12 protein-coding genes are annotated in these 17,089 nt (G+C 37.7%); 11 read left to right on the top strand and 1 reads right to left on the bottom strand.

Annotated elements, in window-relative coordinates; all coding sequences use genetic code 11:
* Positions 1-54 precede the first annotated feature (54 nt).
* The 7 genes from ACRD69_RS11675 to ACRD69_RS11645 all read left to right on the top strand — a co-directional run bounded on the left by ACRD69_RS11675 (position 55) and on the right by ACRD69_RS11645 (position 11,574).
* On the top strand, positions 55-3,624 hold the full coding sequence (locus ACRD69_RS11675) for a SusC/RagA family TonB-linked outer membrane protein (RefSeq protein WP_430815269.1): 3,570 nt from the start codon (positions 55-57) through the stop codon (positions 3,622-3,624).
* Positions 3,625-3,635: 11 nt separating this feature from the next.
* Entirely contained in the window at positions 3,636-5,078 is a 1,443-nt protein-coding gene (locus ACRD69_RS11670; protein ID WP_430815268.1) for a RagB/SusD family nutrient uptake outer membrane protein, read from the top strand.
* Between the two features lie 23 nt (positions 5,079-5,101).
* On the top strand, positions 5,102-6,145 hold the full coding sequence (locus ACRD69_RS11665) for a hypothetical protein (RefSeq protein ID WP_430815267.1): 1,044 nt from the start codon (positions 5,102-5,104) through the stop codon (positions 6,143-6,145).
* A gap of 47 nt (positions 6,146-6,192) precedes the next feature.
* Positions 6,193-6,771 (top strand): thioredoxin fold domain-containing protein, encoded by a 579-nt coding sequence (locus tag ACRD69_RS11660; protein ID WP_430815266.1) that lies wholly within the window; start codon positions 6,193-6,195, stop codon positions 6,769-6,771.
* Between the two features lie 146 nt (positions 6,772-6,917).
* Entirely contained in the window at positions 6,918-9,617 is a 2,700-nt protein-coding gene (locus tag ACRD69_RS11655; protein WP_430815265.1) for a M16 family metallopeptidase, read from the top strand.
* A gap of 167 nt (positions 9,618-9,784) precedes the next feature.
* On the top strand, positions 9,785-10,366 hold the full coding sequence (locus tag ACRD69_RS11650) for an RNA polymerase sigma-70 factor (RefSeq protein ID WP_430815264.1): 582 nt from the start codon (positions 9,785-9,787) through the stop codon (positions 10,364-10,366).
* Between the two features lie 47 nt (positions 10,367-10,413).
* Positions 10,414-11,574, top strand: a complete 1,161-nt coding sequence (locus tag ACRD69_RS11645) for a FecR family protein (RefSeq protein ID WP_430815263.1) — start codon at positions 10,414-10,416, stop codon at positions 11,572-11,574.
* A gap of 144 nt (positions 11,575-11,718) precedes the next feature.
* Here ACRD69_RS11645 and ACRD69_RS11640 read toward each other — a convergent pair whose 3' ends face one another.
* A complete protein-coding gene (locus tag ACRD69_RS11640) occupies positions 11,719-12,900 on the bottom strand; it encodes an OmpA family protein (RefSeq protein ID WP_430815262.1) in 1,182 nt (393 codons plus the stop codon).
* Between the two features lie 320 nt (positions 12,901-13,220).
* On the opposite strand from ACRD69_RS11640, the gene ACRD69_RS11635 reads away from it, so the two are divergent.
* The 4 genes from ACRD69_RS11635 (at position 13,221) to ACRD69_RS11620 (ending at position 17,034) form a co-directional block, all read left to right on the top strand.
* Positions 13,221-13,886: a hypothetical protein gene (locus ACRD69_RS11635; protein ID WP_430815261.1), complete on the top strand. Its 666-nt coding sequence runs from the start codon at positions 13,221-13,223 to the stop codon at positions 13,884-13,886.
* 89 nt (positions 13,887-13,975) lie between these two features.
* Positions 13,976-14,476, top strand: a complete 501-nt coding sequence (locus tag ACRD69_RS11630; RefSeq protein WP_430815260.1) for a hypothetical protein — start codon at positions 13,976-13,978, stop codon at positions 14,474-14,476.
* Positions 14,477-15,553: 1,077 nt separating this feature from the next.
* Positions 15,554-16,021 carry a hypothetical protein gene (locus ACRD69_RS11625; protein WP_430815259.1) on the top strand — a complete coding sequence of 156 codons (468 nt, stop codon included), beginning with the start codon at positions 15,554-15,556 and terminating at the stop codon, positions 16,019-16,021.
* Between the two features lie 89 nt (positions 16,022-16,110).
* Positions 16,111-17,034: a DUF6263 family protein gene (locus tag ACRD69_RS11620; protein ID WP_430815258.1), complete on the top strand. Its 924-nt coding sequence runs from the start codon at positions 16,111-16,113 to the stop codon at positions 17,032-17,034.
* Positions 17,035-17,089: the final 55 nt, after the last annotated feature.

The following is a 17,089-nucleotide window of genomic DNA, read 5'->3' as shown; positions in this document are numbered from 1 at the left end:
CTTAACCTGAAAATATACCTTTGCCATCCGAAAGAAATTACTGAAAAGAGATCAATGAAAAAAAATAGACTATACAATAAAACGCAGCTTAGATTCTGGGCAATTATATGCTTTATGCTTGTGCATAGTTGCATCAGTTCAGTTTCTTTGTTCGCTCAAGATAAAAAGGATAGGCTTGATGAAGTCAAGGTGAGTATAAAATTAGAAAATGTAAGGCCTCAGGTATTCTTTGATGAGTTACGTTCACAGTCAGGAATATACATCATCTATCGAAATGAAGATGTGGAGCAGTTAGGACGCATTACGCTTAATGTGACTAATAAAAGTGTCAGAACTGTTTTAGATCAAGTACTTGAAGATACTGGCCTTACTTATGAGTTTAAGAGTGGAACCATCTCAATTCGAAAGAAACAAACGGGAAGGTACAAAACAATTGTCGGCGTGGTCCGTGATGAAAACGGAGAGCCGGTGCCAGGTGCTAATATTACTTTACAGGATGGTTCATTGGGAACCATTTCTGATGCCAATGGTGAATACCAGTTTAAGATTGAGCAAAAGGAAGTGGTGATGCAGTTTTCGTTTATTGGTATGGAAACACAGGAAGTTTTAGTGCCAATGCATGAATTAATGGTGAATGTGGAGCTGGTGAGGGATATGCAAGACCTTGGTGAGGTGCTGGTAACCGGTTATGAAAAAATTGACAAGCGACAGTTAACCGGAACCGTGCAGAGCCTTAAGGCTGAAGAAGCATTGGAACCAGTTGGTTTAACAATTGATAAAATGTTACAGGGTAAAGTGGCTGGTATGCAGGTTCTAAATGCCTCTTCTACTCCTGGAGCTACACCTAAAATCCGTATCAGGGGTTCATCGTCTATTCTGGGTAACCGGGAACCAATCTGGGTAGTAGACGGCGTCATCATGACTGATCCTGTGAAAATTACCAATGCCGAGTTAAATAGCTTAGATCAGGTTAACTTAGTGGGTAATGCCATTTCCTTTTTAAATCCATCGGATATTGAGCGTATCGATATATTAAAAGATGTATCTGCTACTGCCATTTATGGTGTGAAAGCGGCCAACGGTGTGGTGGTTATTACAACCAAAAAAGGTAAGTCCGGAAAAATGAACGTGAACTACTCTACTAACTTAACCGTTAACCAGGCGCCGACTTACGACGATTATAAGGTATTGAATTCTGCCCAGCGTGTGGCCGTATCTGAAGAAATCGTTAATCGTGGCTTGTCTTATACCGGTAGTGTCAATCCGGAGATTGGATATGAACTGTTGTGGAAACAGTTGCATAATAAAGAACTGAGCTATGATGAGTTTAATAAACAAGTGGATTACCTGCGAGGCAGTAACACCGACTGGTTAGGTCACTTAATGAATAATTCATTCAGTCAAAATCATAATGTAAGTATTAGCGGCGGAGATCGTAAATCAAATTATTATTCATCTGTAAGTTTTGCCGATGATCGGGGTATTCAGCTAAATACAAGTTCAAAGCGCTATACGGCCAATTTGAAAGTTAATTACAACATTACAGATAAGTTTAAAGTAGGATTTGGCTTAAATTCGTCTTTTACTAATACCGAACGCACTCATTCGTCGGTTGATTTGACCAACTATGCCCGTTATACCTCACGTGCAATACCATTACACAATGCCGATGGGACCTTACATTATTATCCAGGTACTAATGCAGTAGTCGAAAACGAGCAATATGTGTATTACAATATCATGAATGAACTTAACAATACTGGTTCTGATCAAACTACCACAGTTATCAATACTCTCTTTAATGCCGATTATCAGTTTAATAAAGATTTTAAATTTAGCGGACTGTTTTCGTATAATACGAGTATAACTGACTTGGAGGAGTGGGCTAATGACCGTTCATTTTACATTACAGGAAAAAGGCAGGTACCCTATGGTGAGCCTATCCCTGATGGACATAAGCTAACTGTTGAAAATCCTTTTGGAGGCGAGTTGTATTCAAAAAAACCAACTTCCTCCTCCTTAAATGCCAGGGGAGCCTTTCTTTATACTAAGAACTTTAATAATCACTTCCTGGATATTCAGCTAGGAACAGAAGTGCGAAGTGTAAAATACGAGGGTTTTGAGCAAAAGTTGTTTGGCTATTACCCCGAGCGGGGAATGAAGTTTGTTACCAATGTGCCGGAGGAATATGAAGCCTATCGTAATTACCTGGTTAATAACAGGCCGATCATTAGTAATACGATAAATAATACCCTTTCTTTTTATGGTACCCTAAGGTATAGTATTCAAAACAAGTATATCGCTAATTTTAATGTCAGAACCGATGGCTCCAACAGATTTGGGCAGGATCAAAACGCTCGCTTTCTGCCTGTTTGGTCCGTCTCAGGTCGTTGGAACATTGCCCAGGAAAACTTTGTAAAGGAGACTATTGGCTTTATTGATGGATTAAGCTTAAAGGGCTCCTATGGTTACCAGGGGAATGTCAGTGATGAACAAACCCCTAGTATGATTGCACGTGTTGGTTCGTTAGATGCGACTTCACAACAGTATTTGTCTTTGCTTTCAAAATATCCTAATCCAAACCTAAGCTGGGAGCGCACCCGTTCGTATCAAATCGGGACTGATTTTGCATTGTTTAATGGTTTTATCATGGGGTCTTATGCCTATTACTACAAGAAAGGTGAAGATCAGATTATCCGAAGAAGAGTCACACCAACCAATGGTGCAACCGGTTTTGCCATGAACTCAGGTACTATTGTGAATGAAGGATGGGATTTAACCATGAGTATGAATCTGATTCAGAAGCAGGACTTTAGTTGGAGTTTAGGCGTAAATACAGGTTATAATAAAAATACGGTGACCGATAGCGGTAATCCTAACCTGAATGACTATCAGGCATACCTTAACGGTGGCTTAATTAAAGATGGAAGTAGCGTCAATAGTTTCTATTCTTATCAGTTTGCAGGTCTTGATAATCAAGGTTTACCAACTTTTGGTGGGCAGGTGTTTTATGATGAAGAAGGCAATGCTTTGGTAAATACTCAGGAAGAGGCCATTAACCAGGCTTTGGTATACAGTGGCCGTCGCGAGCCGATTACAGTAGCAGGCTTGAATATGAACTTGAGATATAAACGATTAAGTTTCTCAACTGCTTTCACCTTGTCCATGGGGAATAAAATTCGCCTGTTTGATTTGTACGATAATACAAACAGTATTTTACCATTGCCCGAGCAAAGCATGTCGTCCGAGTTTGCTAACAGATGGCAAAAGCCCGGGGATGAATTAATCACTGATATTCCGGTGTTGAGTGATAATAATTTAATGGTCGATCGTTCAGGTGATTTCATCGTTGGCCAGAACTACTGGCAAATGTATAATCAAGGTAATCACCGGGTGGTGTCAGGCGATTATTTGAAGTGTAACACCATGAGTTTACGTTATCAGTTTACTGAGCGGTTTTGCCAAAAAATAGGTTTACAAGCTATGAGCTGCAGTGTTACAGGCAGTAACTTGTTTTTTATTGCCGATTCGGAACTAAATGGACAAAATCCAGAGCAGCTGGGAGGCCAAAGAGTATTGCCGTCCATGCCTTCTTACTCATTCTCACTTAATGTAACACTCTAATCAATTAAGAAATGAAAAAACTATTTATATATATCATAACGGCAATGGCATTGGTCTCATGTGGTGATTTCCTGGAAGAAACATCACAAGACTTAATTGTGCCAACAAAACCACATCATTTTAAAGAGCTCATCTATGGTGAGCTGATTAAGGGGGAGGTTCCTCTTGATAACAATGTGGAATTAATGTCGGATAACGTGAGTTCCATCTATCAGGTGAAAAATTCCGAACAAGATAATCGGGTGAAGACCTTTGGTTTTTATGCCTGGCAGCAAAGTGTTGAATATGATTATAACAATGCCGAGGCTAAAGATAAGATGTATGAAGAGCTTTATGCCGGTATTGTCTTGTGTAATGCCATAGAGAAAGAGCTTGAATCCGTTAGCGGAACGGAGAGTGAGATGGCCAGTTTGTACGGTGAGATCTATTTCTACAGAGCTTTGTATTATTACTACCTGGCCAACCTGTATGGAACGCCCTATGTGGATGCCGCATCGGCTGCCCAAAGCAAGTGTGTGCCCATTAATACGAACACAGGTATTGCTGATGAGTTGTATGTACGATCGACTCATAAAGAGGTGTATGATTTGATGATTGAGAACATTGTGCGGAGTGTTGACAAATTTGCTGAAAGTACTGAAGCAGTCACCATCTATCGTCCTAATTACGAAGCGGCCTGTGTTTTGGCTACCCGTATTTTTCTGACGACCAAGCAATTCACTAAGGTGATTGAATATGCCGATAAAATGGAACAGTTGGAAACCTTCTATAACTTATCGGATCATTTAGCAAAGAATGATACCATTGTTGATGTATTTGAAGATATTGATATTCCCAACTTTATCAATGAAAGCAACTCAGAGATACTATTCACCCATTTCAATGGTTTCCAGGCTAATGCTTTTACTTATAATACCACTGGTTCGGCAGCGGGTGCTTATGTTCCATCACCAGCCTTAGTCGAAAGTTACGAAACAGGAGACCTAAGAAAAATTGTATTTTTTGATAGAGAGAACAACTTATCAAAAGTTACTGAAAATATTAATAAGCATACAGTGTTCTTCTCCAATATACGCAGTGTAGAGGCATTTCTAAATAAGGCGGAAGCGTTGGCCATGACTTCAGGTGATGCCATTGCTGAGTTAAATAAACTAAGGGCTGCTCGCTTTGAATCAGAAGTACCTGCCATTAGTGGAGATGCCTTAACGGCTGTTAAACAAGAACGCTATCGTGAGTTATGTTTCGATGGTATAAGATGGTTCGACTTGCGCCGATGGGGTATGCCTGAGTTAACACACGAGTTTCCATTGGAGGATGGTACCCGTAAAGTCGTGTTTACCCTTTATGAAGGGGATCCTGCTTACACCTTATCGTTGCCAATGGATGTTACTGAGCTTAACGACAAAATTGAGCGACATGTGCGACCGGAACGACCTGGTGAAACTGTTAATTAAACGAATCCATAAAATTAAAACACATGAATAAGTTAATATATCAATTACTGTTTCTAGGTTGTATGATACTTTCTCTTATAGCCTGTAACGAAGATAAACTGGAATTTGATCCTGTTGAGCCGAAATACGATTTGTCCGATTCAGATGACCCGCTTCAGCACCTGAAGTATGTATTTAATCAAAATTATGGAGTCATCGTCATCGACGATGTAGATATCTCCGATTACCAATATACAGGAGGTAAAAAGTTGGACTTAACAGTGGGAAATTGTTCAAAGTCAAAAGATGAAAAGGTAACTATATTAGAGGCTATTGAAAAGTCATTTTATAGCAATAATGAATATTTCGCTAATGAATTTGCGCCATTAAAATTAATCCTGGCAGACTCCATTGGGGGCATGGTTGAAAAGTATAACTGGAAATATGATCCGGTAACTGGTTGGCAACGGGTGGCTGAACTTGTTTTTGAGCGTCAATCCTATTATGTTGAAGGTCCATTAAGCATTATATCTACTGCCAATGAGGAATTGGAAATTCAGGAGGATGGTACCATTTTGTTGTTCGATAAATGGGGACGCGCCACTAATTTCGAGGCTGTTATGATGGAAAAAATCCTTTTTGATAATATTCTGGAACCAAAATATGGAAATGATTGGGCATTGGAGTTTGCCCCCCTATATGGCAAATATGCTCAGGCTAATCCTAACCGTGATTTTATAAGATGGGATTGGAGTGATACAATGGGTGATTTTTACGATACGGATGAACAAAATCAATTGTTCATTTTTCCTTCCGCTGACTTCCCTGGTGGTTATGCTGAACAAGATGATGAAGCCATTATGGATTTTGTATATAGCCAGGGGTTTCCTGTTGTTACTCAGGTTTACTTTTGGCCAACTACTCCCGGGGGAAGAGTTCGGGTTTTTATGGATGATATAGTGGTTAGTTGGCTTAAATTTTCAGGGCGTGAAGATAAAGACGAGTTATTGGCTCAATACCCGGAATTACAGGCAAATTATCTGGTGGCTCAGCAGTTGTTTGAAGAATTAATTGGAATGGAAATATAAAAAATAAATGACGGTGCCGTGTAAGCGGCACCACAAAGTATCGTATTATGAAGAAGATGATGATTTTTGCCATGGTTATTTTGGCGGCAACCATGGCTAATGCGCAAGGGGTTAAGTTTCACGACTTAAAATTTACGGAGGCCTGTGAGTTGGCCAAAAAAGAAAACAAAAGGGTATTTGTTGATTTTACCATGCGCGGGTGCGGCCCTTGTGCCCAGATGAAGCAAGCGGTGTTTCCTAAAAAGGTATTGGGCGATTTTTATAACAAAGAGTTCATTAGTATCACCCTGAATATTAGCTATGACAAAAAAGCACTGGCATTAGCTCAGGAGCTTGGTGCTACCGGCTATCCTTTTTATGCCTGGTACGATGCCGATGAAGAGCCGCTTCATTTTATGAGCGGTGCCCGTTCGGTAGATATTATGCTTGAAAATGCCAAAACGGCCATCACCGAAGATGCTTGCATTGTACTATGGGATAAATACGATGAAGGCGATACCAGTAAAGAGGTATTGACCAAATTTTATAAGTACTTAAAGGCTTACAAAGCCCGAGAGGTCGAGATGATTAAAGAAGTAGAAGATAAAATTATCAGCCTGTACGGAGAAGAGGCCATTGTAATCTAGTAATTAAATTGACTGCAATACGATGAGCCCGGATGGATGATAACCCGGGCTCTTTTTTTCAATAGTTCGTTCAATTCGGTGGATTAATCCATATTTCGGGTTGAATACAACAAAAGTGGAAAAGCCACTATTTAAATAAGTAAATAATGAAGTATTTAAAAATAGGTCTGAGCATTGTGCTTTCTATTCAAGCCCTGGTGTCGATGGCATCGCAGCCTGTAAACGATAAAATAGTTAAGGGAACTCTAGAAAATGGACTCACTTATTATCTGATTAAGACGAATTCAGAGCACATTAACTACACCATGTTGCAAAAAACAGGTAGTAGTATTGAAGGATATAATGAAAAAGGGCTGGCGCATTTTGTTGAGCACGTAACAGTGCAGTGTTCTCAGAATAACCTGGAGGGTACTTGCGAGGAGTTTTTTGATACACACAAGATTAAGAGTATAGCTTCCACTTATAAGTATAAGATCCTTTATGGCATTTCGGAGATAGATAAAAATGACCAGGAGCAAAACGACAAGGCTTTGAGCATTATTCACGGTTGGATGTATGGTCTGAATTTTATACCAGAAGAGATCGATAAAGTACGCAAGGTGATTGTTGAAGAGAAGTTAAGTAAAGCACCTGTTAATCCTCAACAAGAAGTGGTTTCAAAGCTATTATATGCTTATAGTCCGTATGCAGGAATGGATAACCTTGGTAATATGGAATTGGTTAAAACCATTGAAGTTGATCGAATTAAAGAATTCTATACAAAATGGTTTAATCCGCATACAATAGCGATTGCCATTGAGGGCGATATTGATATCGAAGCCTCTAAAAAAATATTAGCGTCAAAATTTGGCAATGTAAAAGCTGCTGACAATGCCACTACATTTACACCTTTTGAAAGTGCAGATAGTGAAGAGGTTGTTTTTGAGGAAAACAGGCACAAGCAGATCAGGTCGGCTAACATTGCGGTGATGAGCCGTAACAAGGAAAAAATATGTGCCGACAAAGAGACGTTTATTAAAAATGAGATATACGGGAGCCTGTTTAAGACCTTTATTAATAAAAGAATTACCCAGAGCTTGCAGAGCCCGTTAATGCGTTATGGGCAAGTTGAATATAAGACATTACCGGTTGGATATCGCCAATTGGTAATATCTGTGGTGCCTACACCGAATAACGAATACGATGCCCTGAAAAAGATAATGTCAGCATATCACCATATGTTGGAATTTGGACTGACGGATAAGGAAGTGAGCAATTTGAAAAAGCATTATTACCGCCATTGGAAAACCAAACAAGAAGACTTTGATTATCAGATGGTACTGGAATATAGTTTTATATGGGGACAACCCTATTATTCTTACACTGATTATTCGAGTGTATACGACCGGGCAGTTAAGCAATTCAGTAATGCTGATTTTATTAAATACTGTCAGGCCCATCTTCAATTGGAGAATACGGTTATCATGGCCAATATGCCTGCGAATGCCCCAGTGCTGACTAAAAATCAAGTGATGGATATTGTCAATGACAAGTCCAACAACCGTTATCGTGAAGTAAAGCATGAGATGGCAAAGTTTGATGCTTCGCTGCTGACGCAATCAGGTAAAATTGCTGACTCAAAACACTTGAGCGAAGAAGTGGTGCAGTTTAAACTGAACAATGGCTTAACCATTGTTTATAATCAGAATAAAAAGCCAGGGATGAATATCTTGGGAGTCAGTCCGGGGGGGACTTCCGTTTATGATGAATCCGATGTGCCGGCTGCGGAGGTATTACCATATTATAATCGCGTATTAGGATGCGGCAATAATACCCATGAATCGATCTTGACATATAAGGAATTGAATAACCTAAAGTTTCAATTGGCCATGCACGAGACGCACGAGCAAGTGCAGGGACAATGTGCCAATGCTGATTTCGAGAAGCTTCTTCAGCTATTGTTAATGAATATAAAAGGTCCGACAATTGAAGCATTGGCGCCACAAACACAGGCTTTTGTCTTGAGAGGTTTGATGCAAAAAAGGAACCGGGCACAGGCTGAGCAAGAGTTTAGCAATGAGGTATTTTTGGCCAACCGACAAAACCTTTCACCACAAGATCCTGATTATTTTGGAAGCATTGAAGCCGAAAAATCGAAAGCCATGTTTAATGCTAAATTCAACCATGGAAACGACTGGATGTATTACATATCTGGTAGTATGTCTGTGGAAAAAGTAAAACCCATGTTAATCAAATACCTTGGTTCATTAGATAAAGGTGGTGAAAAAGAACAGTACATCAATCACTATCCGCTTGACTTTGACGATGAAGAATATGTTGTGAGACAAGAAGTACCTGCTACAAGTTTAGTCGGAGGCACCAATACTTATTACGCTTTGTTTGAGTCCTTATCCTACAAAGAAATGGCGACCTTAAAATTTCTTGAAAAACTGGTTAAGTCACGCGCCGAAACAGAATTAAGAATCAAGCGAGGTGGTTTGTATAATGTACACCTGGCGAGTAAGTATAGCGCACAGCCTACAGCTTATGCACAATTAAGAATTAATTTTGGTACTGAGAAAAGTAAAGTAGTACCTTACCTGGATTACATTGATAGTCAGTTTAAGGACATTAGCGAAACGCCTATATCTGATTTTGAGTTAAACGGTATTAAACGCACCCTTGATAACGAAGAAGTAAATAACAATGCGATCCGTGATAATGCATTATCGTGTTATATGGCAGGAAATGAACTATCAGAAGATGATGTACACAAGCAATTTGATGAAATAACGGCCTATGATATCCAACAATTGGCTAAACGTTTCTATGATGATAAACACGTTTTGAAAGTGTTGTTTAAATAAAACCCACGAAGACTAAATACAGGTGAATAATTGCTTGTTAATAGTAAAAAATAGCTTTGAGTCCTGCTTAAAGCTATTTTTTTATCATTTGAATGATTAACTGAGTATTGATTCAGCAACTCATTTTTTTTTAATTTTGTTTTGCAATCGGGAAAAGTGAAATGTGAATGAAAAGTAATGACTCCATTCTATTAAATCAATTAAAAAAGGGTAATAGTAATGCCTTTGCACAGTTATTTGATCTTTATTTCGAAAAACTGGTCAGAGTGGCTGAGTATCATTTGCAGGATACAGAGACAGCAAAGGATATTGTAATGGATGTATTTACTTCATTTATTGAACAGCCACAGCGTTTTAATGAGGTAAAAAGTGTTTATACATATCTGGGTAAAATTGTGCAAAATAAGTCACTCAATAGACTACGCAACCTGGGGGTGGTTGATAATCACAAAGACCGGGTAATGGAAGCCATGTTGTTAGCCGAACAAGATGATGAGCCAAATGAGCTTTTTAGTCAGAAGGTTAAGCAGGTACATGCGCTAATTGATAAACTGTCACCAAAATCTAAATTGGTTTTTACCAGGTGTGTTATTTATGGTGAAAAATATAAAGATGTAGCTGAAGAATTAGATGTATCCATTAATACGGTCGGTACCTTGATAAAACGGGCTTATAAAGCTATCAGGACAGAATTAGGGGTAAATATCACGATCATTATACATTTATTAATGAATTTATATTTTTTTTAGTCACTGTATTTCAATGCCCAAGTGTCATAATATTAGAAGCATAAAAAATGAAAAATATAGAGTGGAGAATATTAAGCAGAAGTATCACCGGTAATATCACCAGTGATGAATCTGAACTTTTGGATGCCTGGTTGAATTACAGTCAGGATAATGTTGTATACTACAGACAACTAAAAGAATTTTTCACTAAAAATAAACGTGCGGACATTGATATGTCAGAGAGGCGGTACCTGTTTTTAAAGCGAGTAGAAGCAAACAGAAAACAATTGAGTCGTAAACATGCAATGAACCTCTTTATGCGTTATGCTGCCGTTGTTATCGTTACTCTCGTATCTTCAGTTTTGGTGTTAAAGCATATCAATCAGCCTGCCGAAGAAATAATAATTGCGGCCGTTTCCAATGAGGAGGTTACACTTATCTCAAATCCAGGTAAAACATATGATTTATCGAAAGAAGAAGATGTGAATCTGGTGGTAAGTAATGAACTAGTTTCTGCAAGCAAATCAGAGGTTGACTATTCAAAAGAGATACTGCAGGATAAAAGTGCCTCAGTCGAGTATCATACACTGAGAGTACCGATAGGTAAGAAGTTTACCCTTATTTTAGCTGATGGGAGTAAAGTTTATCTTAATTCACAATCAGAGCTGTATTATCCGAATCAATTTTCCGACAGTGAAGTGAGGAAAGTAAACTTAAAAGGAGAAGCTTATTTTGAAGTAGCACACAATAAGCATTCGCCATTTATTGTTGTGGCAGACGGTATTGAAATAAAAAACTATGGTACATCCTATAACGTATACAACCGCTCTTTCAGTAATCAAATAATAACGACCCTTGTTGAAGGGAGCATTTCTGTTAGAATCTCGGACGGGGGATATGAGCATTTTGTCAAACCTAATGAGCATGCCACTTATAATAAAGATAAACAATCGTTTAATGTCGCTGTAGCTAATGTTGAGCAAGCTACGGCTTGGAAGGAAGGATTGTTTGTCTTCAAAGATGAACGATTAGAAAAGATATTGCAAGAGTTATCATTAGAATATAATATTGGATTTTCAGTTACTGATAAGGCTATACTCGAACAACGTTTTACATCTTATATTCCACGCTTCGATGACTTTAATGATGTCTTGGCTATTATCGAAAATACTGGTGAGATACATTTCGATGTCAGAGAGAGGCATGTTGGAATATCAAGAATAAAGTAATTTAAAGGCTGGTTAAAGATTCAATTTACATAAGTGAGTAATAGGTTCATCTCATTAAAAGTTGCTTAACTGTCAAACTGCTTATCCATAGAATTCGGGAGTTGAAAGATTAACCGATAAACTATTTAACTTCAATTTCTTTTTTCACTGTTTGGAAGTTAAAGTAAATTCTACTCTTCTGTTCTTAGCTCGGTTTTCGTCAGTCAAATTATCATGACTTGGTTTGGAACTTCCATAACCAATCGATTTTAGCCGATCTGATGCGATATTATTCGCAATAAGATAATCCGCTATTGCTTTAGCTCTGTTTTCAGACAATAGTTTATTCTTCTTCTCAGTTCCGGTATTATCAGTATGCCCCTCAATAAGTAAATTTAATTGATCATTTTCCTGCATATAGGTTAAAAGGAGGTTCAGTGTCTGGTATGATGGTGGCTGCAGGCTGGCCTTTCCTAAGTCAAAAAGAATATTATTCAAGATGATAGCTTCTTCTTCTACTATATTCGAAGAAAAGTTTTTATATACTTTAGAATCTTTGATTTCCAGTGGTGATACACTGATATTGTCGATAAAGTAAAAAGTATTGTCGTGATAGTAGTAGTCGTAAAACTCACTTTTTACCTTAGGTGCAATATTGTTATTAAATAAACCATTTCTATTGATACTAAAATTACCGATGGTTAAATATTCCTCACCACCTTTAGCAAGGTATTCTCCTTGTATTTTTACCCAATCATCCCTGTTATTTAGCTTAAGCGTATCATTTAGAAGTTGAAGAGTGTCTTCTCTAAATATTAAAGAACCACGCTTTGTTTTTTTAATAATTTCATAGTCATTTTTATATGGAATGTAATGGAAGATGGTTTGATCTTTAGATACACTATATTCATTCTTTGAAAAGTAAGCGCCAATAAAATCTATATACTTCCATACCTCACCCAATCTTACGTACATACTAACACGATAGCTTAAACCCTTTTGCAATGGTTCAGAAAGTTGCGTCATTAAATAATCCTGTTCATCTGAATCAATAACTCCAGACATACTAAGCCCTACGTAGGCCTTTCCTTTGAAGGGGTACACCGGATTTGACTGATAGACATCTTCACCAGGTGGAATATATTTCCTGTAAGGCGTCTTATAATTGTTATTGGAGTTAAAATATTTTGCTTCACCAAATGGCGACCACCAGTCATCAACAACTTTAATTGTTCCCTGGTCTTTAGAAATACTCTGATAATTTTCAAAACCATAATTAGTTACTAAGTTTTGTGAAGAGATATTAATGCAAAGAAGCAGGTATATTATGGTTGTAAGGTTTTTCATTCTTTAGGTTTAAGCTAAACATTTAGAAGTATTACTTGTCTGTGATATATCTTATACAAATACATTCTTTAACTATCAATTAAATTGGTTCTCACATTTATTTTCCCTAAACCCATATCAGGAAAGCAAATATAAAAAAGTATAATAACATAACATTAACTATTTAGATGTATTTGGCAGAGTGACAAATGACTTACTTTCCAATTAAATGATTAAGTTTAAGCAGTAAGTGAGCTTAGCCTGCAATGTATGTATGGAATAGCCAACCTTATAATGATGCTAGAGAGCAGATAAGTTGTTGTTGATTAACTAACCACAATATGAAAACTGGAATATATATAATGACCTTTTTATTGGCATTCGTTCAATTTGTCGATGGACAAACTCTAACTGTACCTGAAAATCATGTGATCATAGATTCGGTGTATGGAGATTTGAATAAGGATGGTATAAATGAATTGGTAGTTGCTTATAATACAAAGCCTGAAATAGATTTTGAAAGTGTTCCCAGGGTATTGATCATATATCAACGCGACAAGGACCATTGGAAAGAATGGAAAAGATCTGATGAAGCCTTATATGGAAGTCGGGACGGAGGAATGATGGGAGATCCTTATGGGGAAATGGAAATAAAGAATGGAGTTTTGCTCATTAGCCAAAATGGTGGTAGCAGTTGGAAATGGGGATTTACTGATAAATATCGCTTCCAAAATGGTGAGTTTTATTTGATAGGGTATACAAGTTTGAGCGGAAAACCCTGCGAGAATTGGAAGTCGGTGGATTTTAACTTATCAACCGGTAAGATGATCGTTAAAGTTGAATATGAACAGTGCGATACTGATGGACAAGAAGTTTCCAAAAGTGAAAATGAAACATTAACGAAATCAGGAATCAAAATTACCCTGCAAAAAAGACAGGAATGCGAAATAGAAATAGTAACTCCAAAATATGGTCATGTAATATATATTGCAACTGGTAAAGGATAAGAGACTTTGCAGTTCAACACTAATCAGAATGGAGGTATATTTCAATACCAGGGTAGAATACAATAATTATGAGAAGGTATTATTCATATATGAGACGATTATTATTCATGGTCATTGTTCTTCTAACGTTTTGTTGCATACCACAAAAAGAACTAAAAACAATTGAAGGTGACTTATATTACGAATGGCTTAAGCTTGGAAATTTTTATGGGCAACCAGATAGTGTACTGGCTAATTTTAAGACCTTAATGGATAGCGTGGGCTATGAAGGTCTCATGAAAGAAGATTCTGTTTTCGCAGTTTATATTAAACTGTTGGATGATAATGATTTGCTTGTTGCTCCGTATGTTTATGTTATGACAGACGAAGAAAAAAAGCTATTGTTGTATCTGAAACCGGAAGATTACAAGAGTCTTAATCATTTTACATACAAAGAATTACTTGCTAATAATCAGAAAGTCAGGATAGTCGCTAAAGTAGATAGTCTGGTTGATAACAGGTTTGTTTGTAAGGAATTGATATCTGTAGATGTTATGAATGGAGCTACACTTCCACAAAGAAGTAAATTTAAACTGGAAGATTATCGATGAAAATCAGGGAACTCACGCTGAATAAATAGTACGTGTCAATAATACATAAAAATCGCTCAGAGCAATGACTCAACAAAAGATTACACTTTACCACTCATAACAAAAGTTTTGACAGTGTGTTGGCTTGTCTTCCGTCTGAGTCAGAACAAACTGGCATGGGGCGGCGATGGGAAGACATAGATGAATGCGGGAGAAAATTGGTTTGTTTGACGGGAAAGATTCATCAAGGAAGCAGGTGGAAGCAGAGAAATAACACGATCCACTAATACCCTGATGATCCGGATAATCTTCTTCATTGGATTTACACTGATTATGCATTTACAATGCTTGATAACTTTTTGATAGGTATGACCATGGATGATGATAAAAACAGGGTTGAATACCAGTACCTGATCGGATTAAAGCCGGTTATAAACAAGGTGCAATAAGCACCGCCATGATAAAGAGGCAAGGAGTAGGAGATTGAGAAGCAGTTTCACTTTTGCGTTTATCGCAAAATACACAACCACAAATTTCACCAATTAACACAAATAGTTCTGCCATGCGGAATTAAAACTTGAGTAATTAGAGTAATTGGTGGTTGAAAATATGTCCTTTCTAAATAGAATGCTTTAATTAACGTGCTGCTTAACAATAATCAATATCACAAGGTAGACCACATCCAATTTTATCAACTTATTCACTGAAAATTGCTTCGGTAATCCTTCGGTAGTTCTTCGGGGCTTCTTCGGTATTTCTTCGGAACCGCTTCGGATCAACCTCGCTGGCAGCGAGGTTGATCCCGAAGAAGACCCGTAAATAGTACGAAGCAGGGACATCTGTTAACCGACCTCTCATAATGGGAGTAGTGTTGTTATTTTGATAAATAAGATATGGTGAATTTTATCGGTCAAAGTATCTAAATGGTTTTTTCAACTAAAGCAATAGTACATCATATCTGCAAAAAATAGTCTTTCAATTTCTACTTTGAGATGTGTGAGACCCCTTATTGAGCTTTACCATGTCTTTTACTGCCATAGGCATTGATTTTACATCAGCTTGATTATCTTTATGGCGAACCTTAAAATATGTACAACTATGAGAATTATTTTATTAGTCCTTGTAGCAGGGCTTATTAGTGCCTGCAATTGCGAAAAACAAGCTCAATCTGACTTTCCTGAGCAATTTGTGGGAACCTGGCAGTTGATTTCATCCGATTACCACAGCAAGGATTCGGTGACATCAAACATGATTGAAGGGCAGGAGATGATCAAGATTATTACTCCCACACATTTTGCCTTCTTTTTACACGATTTGAAGCAGGGTAAAGATAGCAGTAATATTGCCTATATGTCAGGTGGAGGTACGGTGGCTTATAAAGATGATACCTATACTGAGAACCTCGACTTTTGCACTGCCCGCAACTGGGAAACACACGCGTTTCATTTTAAGCTGGAGTTGAAAGGAGATACCCTGATTCAGCAAGGCGTTGAAGAGTTGGAAGAGCTTGGATTGGGTGATGAGAATTTGTTATTGATAGAAAAATATATCCGGACCGAAGAATAGAGGCGGATATCAAGAGCTAAGACCAGCAACAGGCATTCCTTAATAATTTTTCTTAGCTTCGTGAAACGATAATTTATAAACCTAATATTATGAAGAGATTAACTAAGGTCTTGCTTTTCACCGCAGCCATTTTATTATCGCTTAATGTTACAGCACAAAAAGCACTTCGCTATAACCTTAAAGTCGGTCAAACTTATCATTTAAAGCAAAGCACTATCCAGTCCATCGAACAAAATGTGGCGGGGATGAGCCAAAATGTTAAAACCACGATGGGAGGTGATATTACTGTTACGGTGAAGGAAAAAAACGGCAATGTGTATACATCGGAAGTCGTTTTTAAATCGATGCTTTTTAAGCTTGAGGGACCAATGATGAATATGGCTTATGATTCGAATGATGCTGATGCAGATAAGACCAATCCCCTGAATAAGACTTTTGACCTGATGGTAGGCCATTTGTTCCAGGTAAAGTTTGATGATAGAGGAAATATCCAGGAAGTAAAAGGCTTTGAAACCATTTCAGAGAAAGTAGTGGAAGCTTTCAGCGATAACCCGCAACAGGCTGAGATGATGAAGAAGCAGTTGGCCAACCAGTTTTCTAATGAAAGTATGAAAGGTAATTTGAGCAACATGTTTATCATCTATCCGGAGGAAAAGGTAAAGGTTGGTTCAAAATGGTCCAATAATAAGTCCATTATCAGTCCTTTTGAAATCAATAATCAGTATGATTTCAATGTTGATGAGATGAATAAAGAGGAAGTTAACTTGTCGGGTAAGGGAGTGATGGCAACCAAAGAGGGGCAAACTGTGCAGCAAATGGGTATGACACAGCATATCAACCTGGATGGTGATTTTGATTTTAAAGCAAAAGTGAATGCTAAGAGTGGCTGGCCCATTGAAATTAAGATCAACCAGAACCTTGATGGTAATGTGGCTGTTGAATCACCACAGTTGCCTGCTCCTATGGAGATACCAATGAAAATTACTGGCGAATTAACTTACACAGGCATGTAATCAATATTTTGAAAGTATAAATAAAAAAGAGGCTGTCAGAAATTTAAACTTCGGA

The organism is Carboxylicivirga agarovorans (assembly GCF_050589845.1).
GTDB lineage: Bacteria > Bacteroidota > Bacteroidia > Bacteroidales > Marinilabiliaceae > Carboxylicivirga > Carboxylicivirga agarovorans.
The sequence above is the reverse complement of the archived record's forward strand: the minus strand, read 5'-3'. Positions and strand labels throughout refer to the sequence as shown.